Genomic DNA, 17,584 nt, shown 5'->3' with positions numbered 1-17,584 from the left:
GCACGGCCCTTGCCGCGTCGGCCCCCTCCCCCTCACCGGAGGCACGGGCCCGCGTCCCCCGGAGCGCTCGACAAGCGGCGGACCGCTCCCGCTCCGCGCCCGCCCTTCCGGCCCTCCCTTCAGCCGTCCGTGCGGCAGGACGAGCGCCCGTCCGCGCGACGGAGCAAGAGGACAGCCGGGCGGACGGCTGGAGCAGGGAGCGCGTCGAGCGGACGCTGTTCGCCCAGTGGACGCGCGGCGGGGGCGACCTCCCGCCTCCGGAGACCGCCGTACTCGCCCGCGCCCTGGTGCTGATGCGGCGGACCGGCCTCGACCACTACGGCCCACTGGTGCGGCACGCCCTGGCACGGGCCGAGGGACCGGTGCGCTGCCCGGTGGCTCTCGCCCAGGCCGCGCGGCTCGCACTGCCCCCGGGCACGACCGTGGCCCTCCTCGGTGAGCCTCACTCCGGCACGGTGACGCACGTGGTCGTCTGCCTGGCCCACGAGGACCTCTACCCGGCTCCCTGGTACGTCGTGGCCTGCGAGCCTCTGGGGGTCTGCCGGGCCCACGGCGCCGACGAGATCGAACCGGTCGGCCCCGAGCGGTAGTTCGGCGCCCGCGCCAACCGGTGGGAGGCGCGCGTGAGCCGCTTCCCCGGCCCCGCCGGTGCCCCGCCCGATCCACGAAACCACCCGATCCCCCTGCGCGGAAAGGCGATGCGACCATGCTGGTGTCCGGTCTCGGCCCGAAAGCCGAACACCACCTCCTCGAAATCGGCTTCAACCCCCGCCCGACGCCGGCGGGCGGCTGGCGGCTCGCGACCGCCCCCGGTGGTACGGGACCGCTCACCGTCGAGCCCGCCGGAGCCCCCCAGGACGGCGGGGCGATCAGCGACAGCGGGCCGAGAGCGACCCGCGAGGGGACCGCCCAGGCCGCGTGCGGGCTGATGCACCTGTACGGGCTACGCGAGGGCGAGGGCCCCCGCAGGCTCGGTCTGGACCACACCGCCGTCGTACGCGCCGTGGTGACCGGGCAGGGGGCGCTCGCCGGTCTGCTCGCCCGCGCCCGGGGTCTGAGCCCAGGGCGCGTCCGCGTGGACCCGACCGCGGCGCTGCTGCTCACGCTGGGGCACTACCTCGCGATCGCCGAGGCCGCCCCCGACACCTACACACCCCGCGCGATCCGCACGGACCCACCGGAGCCCACCGGTCACGCCGACGGCACCGACCGCACGGCCTTGCTGCCCCGCGCCGACGCGGGGCTACCGCCGCCCTTCCTCACCCGCGACGGGCGCTGGGTGGAGATCGAGACCTTCCGCGCCCACCGCTGGGGAGCGCTGTGGCAGCGGCTGGGCGCGGACGGTGTCGCGATCGGCCGGGCGTGGCGTGAGCACGCGGCCCGCCAGTGGACGGCCCGGTGCACGATGCCCGAGGCGTTGCACCGGGCGGTCGCGGCCCACTCTCTCGCCGAGCTCCGGGACGCCGCCCACGCGTGCGAGGTGGCCGTGGTCGAGTTGCAGCCACCGGACAGGTACCGGCCCTGCCCGCGCCCCTGGACGAGCCGGACCGGCCCCGTACCCGTACCCGTACGGGAACCGGTCCGGACGTCCCTCCCTCACGACCTGCCGCTGACCGGGCTGACCGTGGTGGAATGCACCCGGTTCCTCCAGGGCCCCTACGCGGGCAGGGTTCTGGCCATGCTCGGAGCACACGTCGTGCTGGTCGAGCTGCCCGACGGCGACCCCGCCCGGGGAATCGAGCCGGTGGTCGACGGGTGTTTCGCGGGCTTCCGCGCGCTGCACCGGGGCAAGCACCCCGTCCGCCTGAACCTCACCACGCCCGCGGGGCGCGGCGCCCTGCGCGAACTACTCGACACGTCCGATGTGTTCCTGCACAACTGGCCCGTCGGCCGGGCCGAACGCCTGGGCCTGGAACCGGAAACCCTCTGGCGCACCCACCCGCGCCTGATCTGCGCCCATGCCTCCGGCTGGGCGCCCTTCCGGGATCCCCTTCTGCCCCCGGTCGCCAGCGACTGGTCCGCGCAGGCCCACTCCGGACTCGCCCATGCCCAGCGCCCCGACGACGAGCCGCCGGCCTGCAGCGTGGCGACCCTGCTGGACACGCTGGGCGGCCTGGCGTGTGCCGAGGCCGTCCTGGCCGCCCTGCTGCGCCGCGAGACGACCGGCGTCCCCACCGCCGTGGAGACCTCGCTGCTCTTTGCCGCCCGGCTCCTGCTGAACGGGGCGAAGCGCCCACCAGCCGGGCCCCTCTTCCACCCGCTGCCCACCGGGGAGGGGCATCTCGCCCTCGTCGACACCCCTCGGGCCCGGTCCGCCCTCGGTCTGCCACCGGGCGCCGACCGGCGGGCGTTCGTACACGCCCTCGCCGGGGACTCGGCGGCGAACTGGGAGAAGCACCTCAACGCCTCGGGCGCCCCGTGCGCCCGGGTCCGCTCGATCCACGACGTCCTCACCGACCCCGCCCTCGCGGGCCATCTGGTGTACGAGAACGGCGTCCACGTCACCACTCCGTGGGAGTTCTCATGACATCCCTTCCCCCCGAACCAAACACCACCGACTGGGCCGCCGAGCGGTACCAGACCCTCGCCGCCCGCCTGCAGCCCATCAGCGAGGCGCTGTGCGCCACGGCCGACCTGCGTGCCGGCGAGCGGGTCCTCGATGTCGCCTGCGCCACCGGGAACGCGGCGCTGGCGGCGGCGAGGCGCGGCTGCGCGGTCACCGCCGTCGACCTCGACCCGGGGATGCTGGCCGTGACGCGCCGCCGCTCCACCACAGAGCACCTCCCGGTCGAGGTGTACGCGGGCGACGCGCAGCGCCTCCCCTTCCCCGACCGGTCCTTCGACGCCGTCCTGTCCGCCTACGGGGCCATGTTCGCGCCGGACGCGGGCGCCACCGCCCGTGAGCTGGCCCGGGTGTGCCGCCCCGACGGCCGCATCGCCCTCGCCAACTGGTCCCCCGGCGGTGTCATCGACGAGGTGTTCGCCGCCCTTCACCGCCACCTCCCGGGGAGCCCCGACCTGACGCGGGCGGTCGACGCCTGGGGCACGGCGGGGAAGCTGCGCGCGATCTTCCCCGCCGCGCGCGTGACCACCGCCGCCCGCCACCTCGATCTGCGAAGCACGTCCCGCGAGGCCTGGAGCGACATGTTCCTCCACAGCTTCGGCCCTGCGGCACCGGGCCCCGCCGACGTCACCGGCACGGCGACCGCGCTGCGCGCGGGGCTCCTCCGCGCCTTCGGCAACCACACCTTCCCGGACGGCCCGGGGGTACGCATCCGGCACGCCTACCTGGAGGCCGTCATCACCCCTCTGCGGTAGGGAGCCGCCCCGGGCGGCCCCCCACTCCTGACCCAGGTGCCACTTATTCGCCACGTTCCATGGAAACCGCCCCAGGGAGCGAAGGCACGGGACGCGCCCGTCCTGCCCACGCCGCGATGGCCCGTGCGATCGACGCGGAACGTGCCGTCGTACGGCGGCGGTTCCCGGCCGGGCACGTCAACCCGACACCGGGCATCCTGGCCGAGGCCGCGGCGGCACTGTTGTACTGACTGCCCTCAGCATCACGCATGCTCGGATCAGGCCCAGGAGACGACGCACCCCCGAGTTCCTCAACCGCCGCTGGGGACGCCGGGACCGTCTGGGATGAGGTCGACACCACTGACCGCAGGGGCCTTGCTGGTCACGGCACGCGGCCGGCGCATGGGGACTGAAGGCTCCCAGCGATGACGGACGCCCTCGGCGTCCTCGTACCAGATGTACTGCTCCTCGGAAGTTCTGGTCATGCCGAAGTCGTAGAGGGACGGCCGGCCTGCGCTCGTCCAGCGCTCCCGCCCCTGCGCGATCTCGTCGGCCAGAAGACGAGGACCGCCCTGCACGGCGGCACCGGGGCCGTCCCCGTGGTCCGCGGTGATCACCGCCCAGGAGGCACGGCCGTCGTGCAGCCAGGCGGTGGCGTCATCGTTCGGCGATACGGTGATCCGGATGTCCGGAGACAGCACGCGCAGAGCGAACAGCAGCCCGCCGTCGGCCAACTCGCGCACCGGGCGGGGGAAGCGACCCCGGGACTCGTCCTGTCCGTCGCGCGGGATCTGGCTTAACTCCAGCCCCTGGTCGGTGCCCCGGGCGGGCATGAACGTCGCGAGACCCTGGACCCAGCCCGAGGCGCTCCGCCCATCGTCGGCGACAGTGAGCGCGACATGGCCCAGCCGCCCCCAGGGAGTGACGATGCGCCCACCAGGCCGGGTCTGCTCCACCCAGGCCCACGGCACGGACTCCACCGCGTAGGTCGCGATCAACCGGTCGTAGGGCGCGCCGGCCGGGAGGCCCGCCGCCCCGTCGCCCGTGTGCACCTCGACACTGAACCCGGCGGTCCGCAAGCGTGTCCGGGCGGCGGCCGCGAGCTGCGCGTCGACCTCCACGCTGACCACGCGGCCGGGCCCGGCCCGCTCCGCGAGGAGCGCGGCGTTCCAGCCCGGGCCCGTGCCGAGTTCGAGCACCCGGTCACCGGGGCTGAGTTCGAGCGAGTCGAGCATGTCGGCCACGACCGAGCCGCACGACAGGCTGGAGGTGGGCAGACCGTCCGTGATCTGGGTGACGGTGGACTCGTAAGGGCCGCCGTAAACGGCCGATGTCCAGCGCTCGGGGTCCGTGGTCCGCTCCACGGATGCCCAGGAGCTGCCGTCCCAGACCCACAGCAGATCAGGTGCGTACTGATGCCGGGGGGCCTTGTCCACCATCGCCGGGCGGATCCATGGGGAGTCCTTCGGCCAGCAGCCGGAGGCCTCCATGCGGGCCTCCCAGCAGCGGGCCTCCCCGTGCGTCACTTTTTGTGCTTGCCGTTGGAAGGGGGCGGGGGCGGCACCTGCCCGTCCGAGTTCCCGGGCGGCGGCTTCCCCTGGGACGGGTCGGGTTCCGGCTTTCCGTGCGCACCCATGGCGGCCTCCCGATGCGGATGAACAGTGGTATCGATCGTTTCGCACGGAGATATGCGTCTGCCGGCTTTTCCTCATCCGTGGCCGAAAGCCCCACCGGGACCAGGAGTCCGCAGTCGATCCCGGTCACCCGGCTGTCAGCATGGACATCCTTGGCGGACTCTTCCCCGCCGACCGATGCTGAACGGCCCGTAACAAGACCGCGTCCTCGACGAAGCAGCCGAAAGCGCCGACCTGTTCAGGCCGATGCGCATGTTCGACATCACGGAGCAGACCGCCATCTGCCGCATCACCGCCGCCCGCCCCGAGCGCACTGCCAAGCTGCCCAGAAGCCCGCTTGATTCAGCCCTGGAGGGTGGCAAGCCAGTCGGTCAGCAGGCGGTTGACCTCGTCGGGGCGCTCCTGCTGGATCCAGTGGCCGCAGCCGTCCAGGAGGTGGGCGGCCGAGAGGCCGGGGAGGGTGGTGGGGTAGGCGTCGATGGCGTCGGACATCCAGGTGGTGGAGGCGTCCAGGGTGCCGCCGATGAACAGGGACGGCTGCATGATCGGGGCTCCGCGGTGCGGGGCGAGGTCTTCCCAGTCCCGGTCCATGTTGCGGTAGCGGTTGAGTGCGCCGGTGACCCCTGTGCGCTCGAACTCCCCGGCGTAGACGTCGAGGTCGTCCTCGCTCAGCCAGGCCGGGAGGACCCCCGTGGGGAAGCGGTCGCGCAGCCGGCCGCCGCGGGCGACGAAGTGCGGGTCGGGCTCGCCCTGGGCAGGCATGGTGTCGGCGGACAGGGCCGCGTAGAAGCCCGCGAGCCAGCCCCGGACGTCGGGCTCGATCTCCGCCTCGGCTCGGCCGGGCTCCTGGAAGCAGGAGACGTAGAACTCCTGCCCGGGGCCGCCGATCCGGCCGAAGATGTCGGTGGGACGGGGGCCGCCGGGCGGCGCGTAGGGGACGCTCAGCAGGCCGACGGCGCGGAAGACGCCGGGGTGGAGCAGCGCGGAGGCGGCGGCGATGTTGGAGCCCCAGTCGTGGCCCACGACCACCGCGCTCTCCTCGCCGAGGGCGTGCACGACGGCGACGTTGTCCTCCACCAGGTCGAGCATCCGGTAGGCGTCGGTCGTCCCCGGCTTGGAGGAGCGGCCGTAACCGCGCACGTCGATCGCCACCGCCCGGTAGCCGACCGCGGCGAGGGCCGGGAGCTGGTAGCGCCAGGAGTACCAGGACTCGGGGAAGCCGTGCACCAGCAGGACCAGCGGGCCGGTGCCCTGCTCGACCAGGTGCAGGCGCCCGGCCGGAGCCTCGACGGTACGGTGGCGGAGCTCGGCGGTCGGCTCGGGCTGCATGGGTTTCTCCTCGGTTCGCGGCGGGCGCGGCTGTCCGTCGATCATGCGACGCGACACCGGCCCGACGCGATCAGCGTTGCCGTACTGGCAAACTTGCAGGACAGAGCGGTGGAGCGGCACTGTCTACGAGAGGGAGCGGGAGTGGTGGCGGTCGAGGACGTGGACGGCACGCCGGCCGCGATGGGGCCCCGGTTGCGGGCCGCGCGTGAGCGCCACGGCGGGACGCTCGCCGGTGTCAGCCGCGCGACCGGCATCTCGGCCAGCACGCTGTCCCGGATGGAGACCGGCCGGCGCAAGCCCACCCTGGAGGTGCTGCTTCAGCTGTCGAGGGAGTACGGCGTCGGCCTGGACGAGCTGGCCGGTACGGCACCCGCCTCCGCGGTCGAGCCGCGCCGCACGGCGCCGCTGAGCTTCGGCGACGACAAGGCGGTGCTGCCGTTGACCCGGTACGTCGGCGGCCTGCACGCCCACAAGCACGTCCTGCCCGCCCTCGACGGGCCGCCCGCGCGGCCCCGTCAGGTCTCCCACGACGGCTACGAGTGGCTGTGCGTCCTGTACGGGCGGCTGTGGCTCGCGCTCGGCGACCAAGACCTCCTCCTCACCCCCGGAGACACCGCCGAGTTCGACACCCGCACTCCGCACGCGGTGGCGAACGCCGGCCCTGGCGGCCCGGTCGAGTACCTGATCATGTTCGGACCGCAGGGCGAGCGCCTACGTCCACGCACCCCTCCAGCCCCAGGCCGCGGAAACCACCGGCCGGAACGCGCCCCGGCCGACCGGGAAGAACACCCGTAGGCTCCGGACTCCGCTCCGACAAAACAGCGAAACCACGCCCCGCACGCAGGCTCGCGCCCAAGGGCTGCCCGGATTCCCGGAATTCGCGTGCTGCCGACCGCGCGATGTCCAAGGTCCCCAACGGCGAGCGCGGCCGTCGTGAAGTGGCGTCGAGCAGGGCCTGGGCGCCCTCGGCGCCCAACCCGATGACGAGGGCAAGCCCGGCCGAGGATCGCTGGAGAAAGTCCTGCGGGCCGTCGGCGCGCGGGGCAGCCGGCGCTTCTGCGGGCGGCTTGTTGCTTCTGCCGCTTGGTCGAAGACGCTACCAGGGCGTCGAACTCGCGGACGCTGAGTCCCACCCAAGGCGCCCTTCTCTTCGACTACTTGATCGAGATTCCCGACGCCTCCGAGTGATGTCAGCGGTGGCGAGGCCGACAGCACTCCTTCCGCCACGCACAGCGCTGGGGGCCATGGCGGTGCACCTGGACCGGCTGCGCGCGGCTGCGGCTGCGGCTGCGGCTGCGGCTGCGGCTGCGGCAGATCCTCGTCCTTCGGGCCGTGTGCCCGGGGCTGCCCGAGATCGCCGGGTCCTGGCCGAGCAGGTCGGCGAGGTGGAAGCTCTGCGCGGCCACCACCGGCGGCTGCTCGGCCAGGACCCGGCCGGCCGGACTCATGGCCGCCGGGCACCGTGTCGACGCCGAGCCGGTGCAGTCCGAGATCGACGCCCGGTACCGGGCCCTGACCGCGCTGCGCACCGTGACCGCCGACGAGTACCGGGCCATGGGCCGCTCCTGCGTGGACAACGACGCCTGGCGCGCCGCGTCGTGCGTCGATGGCGTGGCCGCGGTGTCGAGGTCGGGGCCGAGCAAAAGCTCAGACCAAGCGTCGCTTTCCACGACGCCTGCGGTCTGCCTGAGCACGCCAAGATGCTCACGAGGGTACTGGCCGCGAGCCGTCGCGCGGTGTCTGCCGAGTCGTACGCCCGGCTGACCGGAGCTGTCTGCCGCCGGAGTTCTGATCAGGTGGTCCTCGCCGTCAGCAGTCGGCGTCGTCCGCCGCGATGCCGTCCTGCGCGCTCTGCGCTACGCGGGCGAGCAGGGTGCGCAGCTGGAGGGCGTCGCGTTCGTCGAGGCCGGTGAGCAGTTCGGCTTCCGCAGCGGCGAGTTGGTGGCGCACCTCTGCCAGGCGGGTGCGTCCGGTGCCGGTGAGCAGGACCTGGCGGGCACGGCGGTCGCGGGGGTCGGGCCTGCGGGTGACGAGGCCGTGGGCTTCGAGGTCGTCGAGGAGATAGGTCATCACGGTCCGGTCGAGGCTGACCGCTTTGGCGAGGGCGAGCTGGGAGGGCGGCTCACCACTCGCGAGGGCGACGAGGACGAGGTAGGCGCGCGCGCCGCCCGGCAGGTCGGCGACGGATGCGGTGGCGATTCGGCGGAAGGCCGAGGACACCATGCGGATCGCCCAGCCCAGGTCCGTGTCCAGCGCCAGCTCGGTGCTCTCGCCGGGGTGCTTGTCGGACGTCGATGCGCTCATGACCGCACCATAACACAATGCTATGCATCCAAGATGTTCTTGCTAACAGAACATCTGAGATGCATAGTGAATTACGTAGTCGCGGCGGCAGCACGGCAATCGCTGATCGCCCGGATCGCCTAGCGCAAGGACATGAGGAAGATGAGCAGCAGCTACGTTCTGCGGGGCCGTACGGCACTGGTGACCGGAGCCACGTCAGGGATCGGCAGAGCCATCGCCCGAAACCTGGCCGGGCAGGGTGCCGCGGTGGTGCTCCACGGCCGCGACCAAGGGCGCGGTGAGGCGCTGGTGAAGGAACTCGCGGCCGAAGGCGCCAAGGCGCGTTTCATCGCCGCTGACCTCTCCGACGCCGAGGACACACTGCGGCTGGCTGCCGAGGCCGGCGCGGTCGACATTCTGGTGAACAACGCAGGCCTGTACGAGCTCGCGTCGACGCCCGCGACGGATGCCGCGAGTTTCGACCGGCACATCGCCGTCAACACCCGCGCCCCGTTCCTCCTGGTCGGCGCTCTGGCGCCGGCGATGGCCGAGCGCGGGCATGGGTCGATCGTGCTGGTCGGCTCCAGCTCCACCCGCATGCCCGCACCCATCGGTGCCGCCTACGGCGCTTCCAAGGCCGGTGCGGAGATCCTCACCCGCTACTGGGCCACCGAGTTCGGGCCGTCCGGCGTGCGGGTCAACGCGGTCTCCCCGGGTCCGGTGCACACCGAGGGCACGAGGGCGATGCTCGGCGAGCACATCGCTGTCCTGGACTCCGTCAACGCCCGCGGTCGCGCCGGCGATCCCGCCGAGATCGCCGAGATCGTCTCCTTCCTCGCCGGCCCGGCCAGCTCGTACGTCAACGGTGCCGTGCTGTTCGCCGACGGCGGCGAGCGCGGCGCCCTTCCCACCTGAAGAGCATCGTCGTGGACATCTTCGTCATCGGAGCCACCGGTTTCGTCGGCGGCAATCTCGCCCGCCACCTGACCGGTGAAGGCCACGCCGTCTCGGGCGTGGCCCGCACCAATACCGCTGCCGCCGCCCTCCAGGAGCTGGGTGTCGCCCCCGTCGCAGCCGATCTGGACGCGCGCCGCCCGGCCGCGATCGACGCCGCGCTGGCCGCGGACGCGGTCGTCTACGCGGCCCGGGCCGACCCGGAGCAGGAGACCGCGACCGTCGCAGACCTCACCCGGGCGCTGGCCGGGACCGGTAAGACGCTGGTCTTCCTGTCCGGTAGCGGTGTGCTGATGCAGCGCACCGCAGGCGCCTGGAGCCCGGACATCTTCGCTGAGGACGACCCGTTCGTCACCGAGCCGCTGGCCGGCTTCCGCAAGGCCGCCGAGGACACCGTCCTGGCCTCCGCCGCAGACGGGGTACGCGCCATGGTCATCCGGCCCGGCCAGATCTGGGGCCCGGGCGACCACGGACACATGTCGATGGTCTACCGGTCCGTCGCCGCACTCGGAGCCGCCGCCTACATCGGCAACGGGCTGGCCGTCTACAGCCACGTCCACATCGATGACGTGACCCGCCTGTTCAGCCTCGCCCTGGCCGAGGGACGCCCGGGCGGCCTGTATCACGCGGTCGCCGGCGAGACGCCGAACCGGTGGATCGCGGAGAAGGTCGCCGAAGACCTCGGCGTCAAGACCCGCAGCGTCACCCCCGAGGAAGGCGAGCAGATGTGGGGAGTGTTCGGCACCCTCATCATGGCCGCCTCCAGCCGTATCCGCGCCGTCACCGCCCGGCAGGAACTGGGCTGGCAGCCCCAGCACGCCGACATGTTCACCATGATCGGTGATCAACGGCTGCGTGACCTGACAAAGCCCGGCTCCTGACGCCGGCGCCGCCCCTTCCGCCTACAGGGGGGGACGGCTTTCCCACACCTTCTCCGGCTCGAAAGGAAACGCCCTGTGCGTACAACCGACTGGCTTCCCGACGGCTTCACCGTAAAGCGGATCGCCACCAACGACACGCACCTCTCTGTCGCGGTCGGAGGCAACGGACCCGTCCTGGTCCTCCTGCACGGCTGGCCCCAAACCTCCCGCGCCTGGGCCCGCGTCATGCCCGCGCTCGCCCGCACCCACACCGTCGTCGCCCCCGACCTGCGCGGCACCGGCGAGAGCGACCGTCCCGAAGACGGCTACGCCAAGACCCACCAGGCCGACGACGTCCGCGGCGTCCTTCACTCCCTGAACCTCGCAGGGCCGGTCGCGGTTGCCGGCCACGACATCGGCGCGATGGTCGCCCTGGCCTGGGCGGCCTCCCACCCCGACGACATCTCGCGTCTGGTCCTCATCGACGCCCTGCTGCCCGGTTTCGGCCTGGAAGAGGCGATGAACGTCGCGGAAGGCGGCATGTGGCACTTCGGGTTCTTCATGACCCCGCACATACCGGAGATGCTCTTCGACGGCCACGAACTCGAGTTCGTCACCGCCACGTTCACCGCCATGGCCAACCCCGGCACCTTCTCCAAAACCGACCTCGTCGCCTACGCGCGGGCATACACCGGCCGAGACCGGCTGCGCGGAGGGTTCAACCACTACCGCACCCTCCTCGACGACGGCCGCGACAACCGCGCCCTGCTCGCCCGGCGCAAACTGCCCATGCCCGTCCTGGCCATCGGCTCCAACCACTCCGGCACCACCACCGCAAAGGCCCTTGAGCCCCACGCCGTCGCCGTGGAAGGCGCCGTCGCTCCCACCGGGCACTTCGTCGCCGAAGAAGACCCCACATGGTTCACCGAAACGGTGACATCTTTCCTCGCCTGAACGAATTTCTCCGGTGTCGGAGTGGGGCACCCGGCGCGTCAGCGGCAGCCGCGCCCTCGCCGCAGGGCTACACAGTCAGTTGGGACCACGGGAATACACGCAACAAGGCGCCCACCGCCACCAGGCCGTATTCCGGCGCGGGCCGGCTTGGGCATACGGCTCGCGGACACCTGCACATCGGCGCCCGGCACTAGGCAGTGCCTTCACATGATCACCGTTGGTGGATCATGATGCCGGGATACGTCACCACGAACTGTCCAATGCCGACTGGGAGTTCGTCCGGCCGCTGTTGCGCGGGCGGAAGCGGGTGGACGACCGCAGGGTCCCGAACGGGACCGTGTGGAAGTTCCGGACCGGGACAGCCTGGCGGGACGTGCCCGGGCGCTATGGTCCGGGGGCACGCCGCATACGCGTTTTCGCAGGTGGGCGGCGGACGGGACGTTCGACCGGATGCTGCGAGCCCCGCAGGCGAAGGCGGACGCGGCGGGAGACATCGAGTGGCTGGTCTCGGTCGATTCCACCATCGTCCGCGCTCATCAGCTGCGGGCGGGGCCCGAGAAGGGGGCTCCGGGACCCGTCCCCCGGCCGGTCCAGAGGCGGCCTGACCAGCAAGATCCACCTGGCCTGCGACGGCCGGGGCCGCCCGCTCACCTTCGTCGTCACGGGCGGCAACACCAACGACCGCACCCGGTTCACCACCGTGATGGAAGCGATCCGGGTGCCCCGGCCCGGACCGGGACGACCCCGCATCCGGCCCGAGCGGATCGACCAGGTCAACGACCGTATCCGCCGAGGCGAAAACCTGTGCCGGCTCGTCCGGGCCGCCTACCGGCGCCGCAACGTCGTCGAGCACTGCTTCAACAAGCTCAAGCACAACAAAGCCCTCGCCACCCGCTACGACAAACGCGCCCGCCGCTACCAGGCCATGGTTGCCTTCGCCTGCCTACACCTCTGGCTCCCCTGACATTGCGGACCCAACCTGGGGCGAGGGAGACGGGCCCGCTCTACCTAGAGAATTTCCTGCTCAGGGGGTCTCTTTTGATCTTCCGGTCTGCCAAGGCCGGTCGGTTCGCGGTCGCTGGGCAGCGCGGTGTCGGTGCCGAGCGGGTGCAGGCCCATTTCCTGCGGAGCCTGTTCCGCTCGGGCGAAGAAGTGGGTGCGGACCGAGCGGGTGTGGTGAGGGAGCGCGGACGTGTAGGCGGCGTGGCCCGCGGGGGTGAGGGAGACGGTCATGAGTCTGCCGCGGCCGGCGGATGTGCGGTCGATGAGGCCGCGGCGCTGCATGCGCGTGAGTTGGTGCGAGAGCCGGGTCACGCTCCAGTGGACGAGTTCGCCGAGGCGCTTCTGCGGCATCCGGCCGTGCTCGGTCTCGTACAGGCGCGCCAGGATCTGGAAGTCCGCACCGGATAGGCCGGTCGTGGTGAACAGGTCTCGCTCGACCGCGGAGACCACGCTCTCGCTGAACTGGAGGAAGGCCCGCCAGATCTGCTGCTCCCGCTGCGAGAGCAGTTCGGGCGGAGGGTCGCTTTCCATGATCTCCCTTGTCGTGTGCGGTCCTGACGAGTATCGTCCAGACTACGACTTGATGTGTCAACTTGATGGATCAATTCATGGGGATGCGAGGTGCGGCTGATGCGGACGGTAGCGGTGCTCGGGACCGGCGACTCCGGCTCGGCGATGGCGCGGCGACTGCGGGAACGCGGCTTTTCGGTCCGCGCGTGGAACCGGACCGAGGCCCGCGCGCGGCCACTCGAAAGCGATGGCGTGGCGGTGTTCCCCACCTCTGCGGAGGCAGTACGCACCGCCGACGTCGTCCTGGTCACGGTGTTCGACGCGACCGCGGTGCTGGACGTGATCGGGCAGATCGCGTCCTTCGTCGAACCCGGTGCGGTGGTGGCGCAGTGCGCGACCATCGGCGACGACATCGAGGCGGTCATCGCCAGGGCGGGAGACCTCGGCGTGCCCCTTCTCGACGCGCCCTTCCTGGGCAATCCAGGACCTGCGCGGCGCGGCGAGCTGACGATCATGGTGGCGGGCGCACCCGACCACAAGCGGCTGGCCAGCCCGGTCTTCGAAGCGCTCGCGACCAACGTGGTCGACGTCGCCGACCGTCCGGGCGGTGCGAGCAGGTTGAAGCTGGCCTGCAACACGTGGCTGTTCGGTATGAACGCGGTGGCTGCGCAGGCCGCTGTCCTGGCCGAGTCCTTCGGGCTGGACTCCAGGCTCTTCCTGCGCGCCGTGAGCGGATCGAACGCCGACAGCGCGTACCTGCACTACCGCTCGGCCCAACTGACCGGCGCGACCGACGCCGTGCTCAGCCCGGTCCGCGCCGCAGTCAAGGACCTCGCCCACATCCGTGCTGCCGCGGTGTCGGCGGGAATCCCGGACCTGCTGTTGGGGAGAGTCGAGCAGCTCTACACCCGCGCCGCGGACGCCGGCCTCGGCGACCGCGACCTGACCGCGGTCCGCGCGGTCCTCGACGGGCAGGTCATGAGGCGACAGGGCGCGGAGCCGGCGGTCCTGGACGGAATCCACCACCTGAAGTTCCCGGTGAGCGATGTAGACCGGAGCCTGGCCTGGTGGGAGCGGGCGTTCGGCGCGGTACGGCGACCGCACCTGGACCACCGCACACCGGAGGGCGTCCTGTTCGGATACGTCATCGCGGTCCCCGGAGTCCAGGAACCGGTCGAACTGCGGCTGGCCCCCGGATCGGCCGGCGCGGTCAGCGGATTCGACCCGGTGACCTTCGCTGCACCCGACCGATCGGCAGTCCAGGCGTGGGTCGACCGTTTCGAGGCGGCGGGCGTGGCCAACTCGGGCCTGCTGCGCGGGCTGAACAGCTGGCTGGTCGTCGTACACGACCCCGACGGCGTACCGATCAGGATCTGCAGCCGGGAAACGCACGCCTGGGACGCCGAAGGCGTGGATTTCGACTCCCCGTGGATCACACCGCTGGTGCGCGACCAGCTTTGACGACAGCCGCACTGGGTCTCCGTACAGACTCCGGCCCCGATGCTGCCCGGAACGATGGGGGCGTAGTCACCGTGCCGACACCGCCTCCGGCCCACGCCGACAGCGTTTGTCACAACCGAGCCGACCGGTCCGTGCCACACGTCCAACGCCTGCTCGTACTCACCGGAATCGTCGAACGAGAAGCACGACAACTCACCAGCTTCCTCCGCGGCCCTGACCCCCTCGCCCACCGTCGCGAAGGTCTCGGTGAAGCCACCCCACGGCGTCGCCGACGGCGCGTAGTCGTCCATCGACGCCAGCTGCGGCATGCGCGGCCAGCGCGTCGAAGACGGAGGTCGTGCGCGGCGGGGCGGCCGAACGCCTCTTCGCCTGCTGGGCCGCCCGCTTCTGCTGCGCCCTCTTGTCCGTCGTTCCTACCCGCGCTGATCGTGTTCTGATATCAACCGTTCAACGGCTTATCAGGCCGCGCGTTAAAGAATGTCGCCCAAGAGGTTGCCCATGTCGTCGGGGCGCCGGCTCAGGCCACTTCACCGGGCAGCGGCCGGGAAGGCGGTCAAGGACTTCGAGAAGCGGTTCGGTAACCCGGGGGGACGGACAGGGCCGTCCCCCCGGGTGAGGGCTTCCCAGGGGACGGCACGGACGGTCAGCGGAAGAGGCGGAAGAACCCGCGCACCTGCTCGACCAGCGACTCCGGCTGCTCCAGCGCGGCGAAGTGGCCACCCTGCGGCAGTTCCTCGAACCAGCGCAGGTCGGTGAACCGCAGCTCGGCCTCCCGCCTCGACGGGCGGCTTATGTCGCGCGGGTAGACCGACAGGCCGGATGGCGCGGTCACCTTGTCCCGGAAGTTGGCGAAGCTCTCCCAGTACAGGCGCGCCGACGACGTGGCCGACGCGGTGAACCAATAGACCGAGATCTCGTCGAGAATCGTCTGCCGCGACAACGCGTCCTCGGGATGGCCGTCGTTGTCCGTCCACGCCCAGAACTTCTCGGCGATCCAGGCGGCCTGCCCCGCCGGGGAGTCGGTGAGGCCGTAGCCGAGCGTCTGCGGCCGGGTCGCCTGGATCGCCGAGTACCCCCGGCCGGTGCGCTGCATCTCCTTCTCGGCCTCAAGGTTCGCCAGCTCCGCGGGCGTCGGGTCGTCGAACGTGCCCGCCGCCACGGATCCCAGGTTCAGGTGCACGCCGGCGACCCGCTCGGGCGCCACCTCACCCAGCACCGCGGACACCGCCGAACCCCAGTCACCGCCCTGCGCGCCGTACCGTTCGTAGCCCAGCGAGACCATCAACGTGTCCCAGGCGCGCGCGGTGCGACGGACGCCCCACCCGGTCGTCGACGGCTTGTCGCTCCAGCCGTACCCGGGCAACGACGGCGCGACCACGTGGAACGCGTCCGCCGGGTCACCGCCGTGCGCGCGCGGGTCGGTCAGCGGGCCGAGGATCTCCAGGAACTCGAGCACCGAACCCGGCCACCCGTGGGTGAGCACGAGCGGGAACGCGTCCGGCTCCGGCGAGCGGACGTGCAGGAAGTGGATGCCCAGCCCGTCGATCGTGTCGCGGTACTGCGGGAACACGTTCAGCCGCTCGGCGAACCCGAAGTCGTAGTCCTCGGCCCAACTGCGGCACAGCTCCTGCGCATACGCCAGCGGCAAACCCTGGGACCAGTCGTCCACCGGCTCGCGCTCGGGCCACCGTGTCCGTCGCAATCGTTCACGCAGGTCCGCGATCTCGGCTTCGGTGATGCTGACCTCGAATGGCCTGGCGGGCATGGCAAGGCTCCTTACTGGTCAAGGCGTTATCGGATCAGACGCGGGGGGACCGTCATCGCGGGCTCCCACACGTGGCGTCGGGTTCGGAGCGGCGGTCGGCGGAAGGACGCCGGGTCAGGCTGAGGACGAGTCCGGCCAGGGGAAGTGCCGCGAGCATGGCGAGGGCCACCGGCACCGGCACGATGCCGGACAGGCCCGCGACAGCGGCCGGACCGATCCCGCCGCCCAGGGCGGTCATGAAGTTGAGCAGGCCCTGTGCGGTGTCGCGGTCGTCCGCGGCGACCAGGTCCGGCGCGAGGCTCACCAGTACGGCTTGGGCACCGGCGAACCCGCACACGGTCAACGCCGTACCGACGACGATCGGGATCGGCCCGGCGAAGATCGCGACCACGAGCACGCCGACGACGGTGAGTGCCGCAAGCCCGGCCGACACCTGCCAGCCGGCGAACCGGTCGGTCAAGGTGCCGACCAGCCGCCCGGCCAGCACCGAGCAGGCGGCGGCCGGGACCAAGAGCACGCCGGCTTCCAGAGGGCCACCGCCCGTGGCCTGCTCGATCAGGGACGGGGCGCGGAACAGCACCCCGTAGTAGCCGGCGAAGACGGTCCCGCCGATGAGCCCGGCGGCCAGGAAGCCGCGGGATGCGATCACCCGCCGGGGCACGAACCCGTCGGGCGTGCTTCGTACGCGCCACCACAGGCTCACGGCGGCGAGCGCCCCGGCGGCAACCACAACGAGCATGACCGGCGCGGGCAGGCCGACCGAGTGCGCCTGCAGCAACGTGATCAAGGAGCCGGCGAGTACCGACAGCACGGCCGCGCCGACGATGTCGAGTCGTCCGGCCGAGCCGTTCCGCTCGCCGCCACCGCTCCGCGTCAGCGCGCGCCTACTCGGCCATGCGGCCAGCAGGAGAGGCAGCGCGAGGACCGGGATGGCGAGCACGGCACGCCACCCGAGCCAGGTGGTCACCGCCCCGCCCATCAGTGTCCCGCACCCCGACGCCGTCGCGGCGGCGGCCGCGATGATTCCCAGGGCGCGGATCCGTTGCCGTCCCGGAAGGGCGGTGGCCGCGGCAAAGACGGCGATCACGGTCGCGCCCGCCCCGGCACCGCCGATCAGTCGGCCGACGATCACGACGGACAGCGTCGGCCCGGCTCCGGCGAGCGCGGAGCCCGCGGCGAGCGCCACGACCCCGGCGACGAGGACCTGGAAGGGGCTCCAGCGGACCAGCAGCCGACCCGCGACCGGCATCGCGAGCGCGGAGGTCAGCGACCACGCGGCGAGAATCCATGCGGTGGCCCCGAACGGCACCGCGAGTGCGCGGCCGATGGCCGGCAGGGCCACCGACGGCGCTCCCAGTGCCACGTACATCGGCAGCACCAGCATCCCCAAGGTCAGCCCCAGCCGACGCCCGTCCGGGGCGTCGGTTCGCTCCGGTGCCGGGGTCCCACCGGGCGGGATCGTCTGCGGTGTCGTCTCCCGCCGAACATGCTGTGACATGCTAAAGCTCCTTTGGGTGTAACGTTACGGAGCAGTG

At 72.0% G+C, this 17,584-nt stretch carries 16 protein-coding genes; 9 read left to right on the top strand and 7 right to left on the bottom strand.

The genetic code is table 11. The features are described from left to right. The first annotated feature begins 293 nt into the window (after positions 1-293). The 3 genes from QHG49_RS33405 to QHG49_RS33395 all read left to right on the top strand — a co-directional run bounded on the left by QHG49_RS33405 (position 294) and on the right by QHG49_RS33395 (position 3,318). The gene (locus QHG49_RS33405; protein WP_301492546.1) at positions 294-590 is read left to right on the top strand and encodes a hypothetical protein; all 297 of its coding nucleotides are present in this window, start codon (positions 294-296) and stop codon (positions 588-590) included. Positions 591-706: 116 nt separating this feature from the next. Beyond that, complete coding sequence (locus QHG49_RS33400; RefSeq protein WP_301492545.1) at positions 707-2,527, top strand: CoA transferase; 1,821 nt, start codon at positions 707-709, stop codon at positions 2,525-2,527. After that, positions 2,524-3,318: a class I SAM-dependent methyltransferase gene (locus QHG49_RS33395; protein ID WP_301492543.1), complete on the top strand. Its 795-nt coding sequence runs from the start codon at positions 2,524-2,526 to the stop codon at positions 3,316-3,318. Before QHG49_RS33400 ends, QHG49_RS33395 begins: the two co-directional genes overlap by 4 nt. Positions 3,319-3,608: 290 nt before the next feature. On the opposite strand, the gene QHG49_RS33390 is transcribed toward QHG49_RS33395, so the two are convergent. Together QHG49_RS33390 and QHG49_RS33385 are read right to left on the bottom strand one after the other, a co-directional pair. Continuing rightward, positions 3,609-4,823 (bottom strand): methyltransferase domain-containing protein, encoded by a 1,215-nt coding sequence (locus QHG49_RS33390; protein WP_301492542.1) that lies wholly within the window; start codon positions 4,821-4,823, stop codon positions 3,609-3,611. Between the two features lie 450 nt (positions 4,824-5,273). Continuing rightward, complete coding sequence (locus QHG49_RS33385; RefSeq protein ID WP_301492540.1) at positions 5,274-6,260, bottom strand: alpha/beta fold hydrolase; 987 nt, start codon at positions 6,258-6,260, stop codon at positions 5,274-5,276. Between the two features lie 144 nt (positions 6,261-6,404). Between QHG49_RS33385 and QHG49_RS33380 the strand changes: the two genes are divergently transcribed. Then, positions 6,405-7,055, top strand: a complete 651-nt coding sequence (locus QHG49_RS33380) for a helix-turn-helix domain-containing protein (RefSeq protein WP_301492538.1) — start codon at positions 6,405-6,407, stop codon at positions 7,053-7,055. A 395-nt stretch (positions 7,056-7,450) separates the two neighbouring features. Here QHG49_RS33380 and QHG49_RS33375 read toward each other — a convergent pair whose 3' ends face one another. Together QHG49_RS33375 and QHG49_RS33370 are read right to left on the bottom strand one after the other, a co-directional pair. Beyond that, positions 7,451-7,816, bottom strand: a complete 366-nt coding sequence (locus QHG49_RS33375; protein ID WP_301492536.1) for a hypothetical protein — start codon at positions 7,814-7,816, stop codon at positions 7,451-7,453. A gap of 253 nt (positions 7,817-8,069) precedes the next feature. After that, positions 8,070-8,564: a MarR family winged helix-turn-helix transcriptional regulator gene (locus QHG49_RS33370; protein WP_301492534.1), complete on the bottom strand. Its 495-nt coding sequence runs from the start codon at positions 8,562-8,564 to the stop codon at positions 8,070-8,072. 141 nt (positions 8,565-8,705) lie between these two features. Here QHG49_RS33370 and QHG49_RS33365 point away from each other — a divergent pair, with 141 nt between their 5' ends. From QHG49_RS33365 to QHG49_RS33350, 4 genes are all read left to right on the top strand, one after another. Further along, positions 8,706-9,458 (top strand): SDR family NAD(P)-dependent oxidoreductase, encoded by a 753-nt coding sequence (locus tag QHG49_RS33365; protein ID WP_301492533.1) that lies wholly within the window; start codon positions 8,706-8,708, stop codon positions 9,456-9,458. A gap of 11 nt (positions 9,459-9,469) precedes the next feature. Next, positions 9,470-10,378, top strand: a complete 909-nt coding sequence (locus tag QHG49_RS33360) for an NAD-dependent epimerase/dehydratase family protein (protein WP_159707595.1) — start codon at positions 9,470-9,472, stop codon at positions 10,376-10,378. A 75-nt stretch (positions 10,379-10,453) separates the two neighbouring features. Then, positions 10,454-11,311 carry an alpha/beta fold hydrolase gene (locus tag QHG49_RS33355; RefSeq protein ID WP_301492531.1) on the top strand — a complete coding sequence of 286 codons (858 nt, stop codon included), beginning with the start codon at positions 10,454-10,456 and terminating at the stop codon, positions 11,309-11,311. Positions 11,312-11,531: 220 nt separating this feature from the next. After that, positions 11,532-12,275 (top strand): IS5 family transposase, encoded by a 744-nt coding sequence (locus QHG49_RS33350; RefSeq protein WP_301492530.1) that lies wholly within the window; start codon positions 11,532-11,534, stop codon positions 12,273-12,275. A 44-nt stretch (positions 12,276-12,319) separates the two neighbouring features. Here the strand turns inward: QHG49_RS33350 and QHG49_RS33345 are convergent, their stop codons facing one another. Then, positions 12,320-12,844, bottom strand: a complete 525-nt coding sequence (locus QHG49_RS33345; RefSeq protein ID WP_159707591.1) for a MarR family winged helix-turn-helix transcriptional regulator — start codon at positions 12,842-12,844, stop codon at positions 12,320-12,322. A gap of 99 nt (positions 12,845-12,943) precedes the next feature. On the opposite strand from QHG49_RS33345, the gene QHG49_RS33340 reads away from it, so the two are divergent. Next, positions 12,944-14,284, top strand: coding sequence for an NAD(P)-binding domain-containing protein (locus QHG49_RS33340; RefSeq protein ID WP_301492528.1), 1,341 nt, complete (start codon positions 12,944-12,946; stop codon positions 14,282-14,284). A 643-nt stretch (positions 14,285-14,927) separates the two neighbouring features. On the opposite strand, the gene QHG49_RS33335 is transcribed toward QHG49_RS33340, so the two are convergent. Together QHG49_RS33335 and QHG49_RS33330 are read right to left on the bottom strand one after the other, a co-directional pair. Beyond that, a complete protein-coding gene (locus QHG49_RS33335; RefSeq protein WP_145487710.1) occupies positions 14,928-16,049 on the bottom strand; it encodes an epoxide hydrolase family protein in 1,122 nt (373 codons plus the stop codon). A 52-nt stretch (positions 16,050-16,101) separates the two neighbouring features. Further along, entirely contained in the window at positions 16,102-17,547 is a 1,446-nt protein-coding gene (locus QHG49_RS33330; protein ID WP_301492526.1) for an MFS transporter, read from the bottom strand. Positions 17,548-17,584 lie beyond the last annotated feature (37 nt).

Origin of the sequence: Streptomyces sp. WP-1, assembly GCF_030450125.1 — a bacterium.
Lineage (GTDB): Bacteria > Actinomycetota > Actinomycetes > Streptomycetales > Streptomycetaceae > Streptomyces > Streptomyces incarnatus.
Note: the sequence above shows the minus strand (reverse complement) of the source record. Positions and strands in the feature narration are given on the sequence as shown.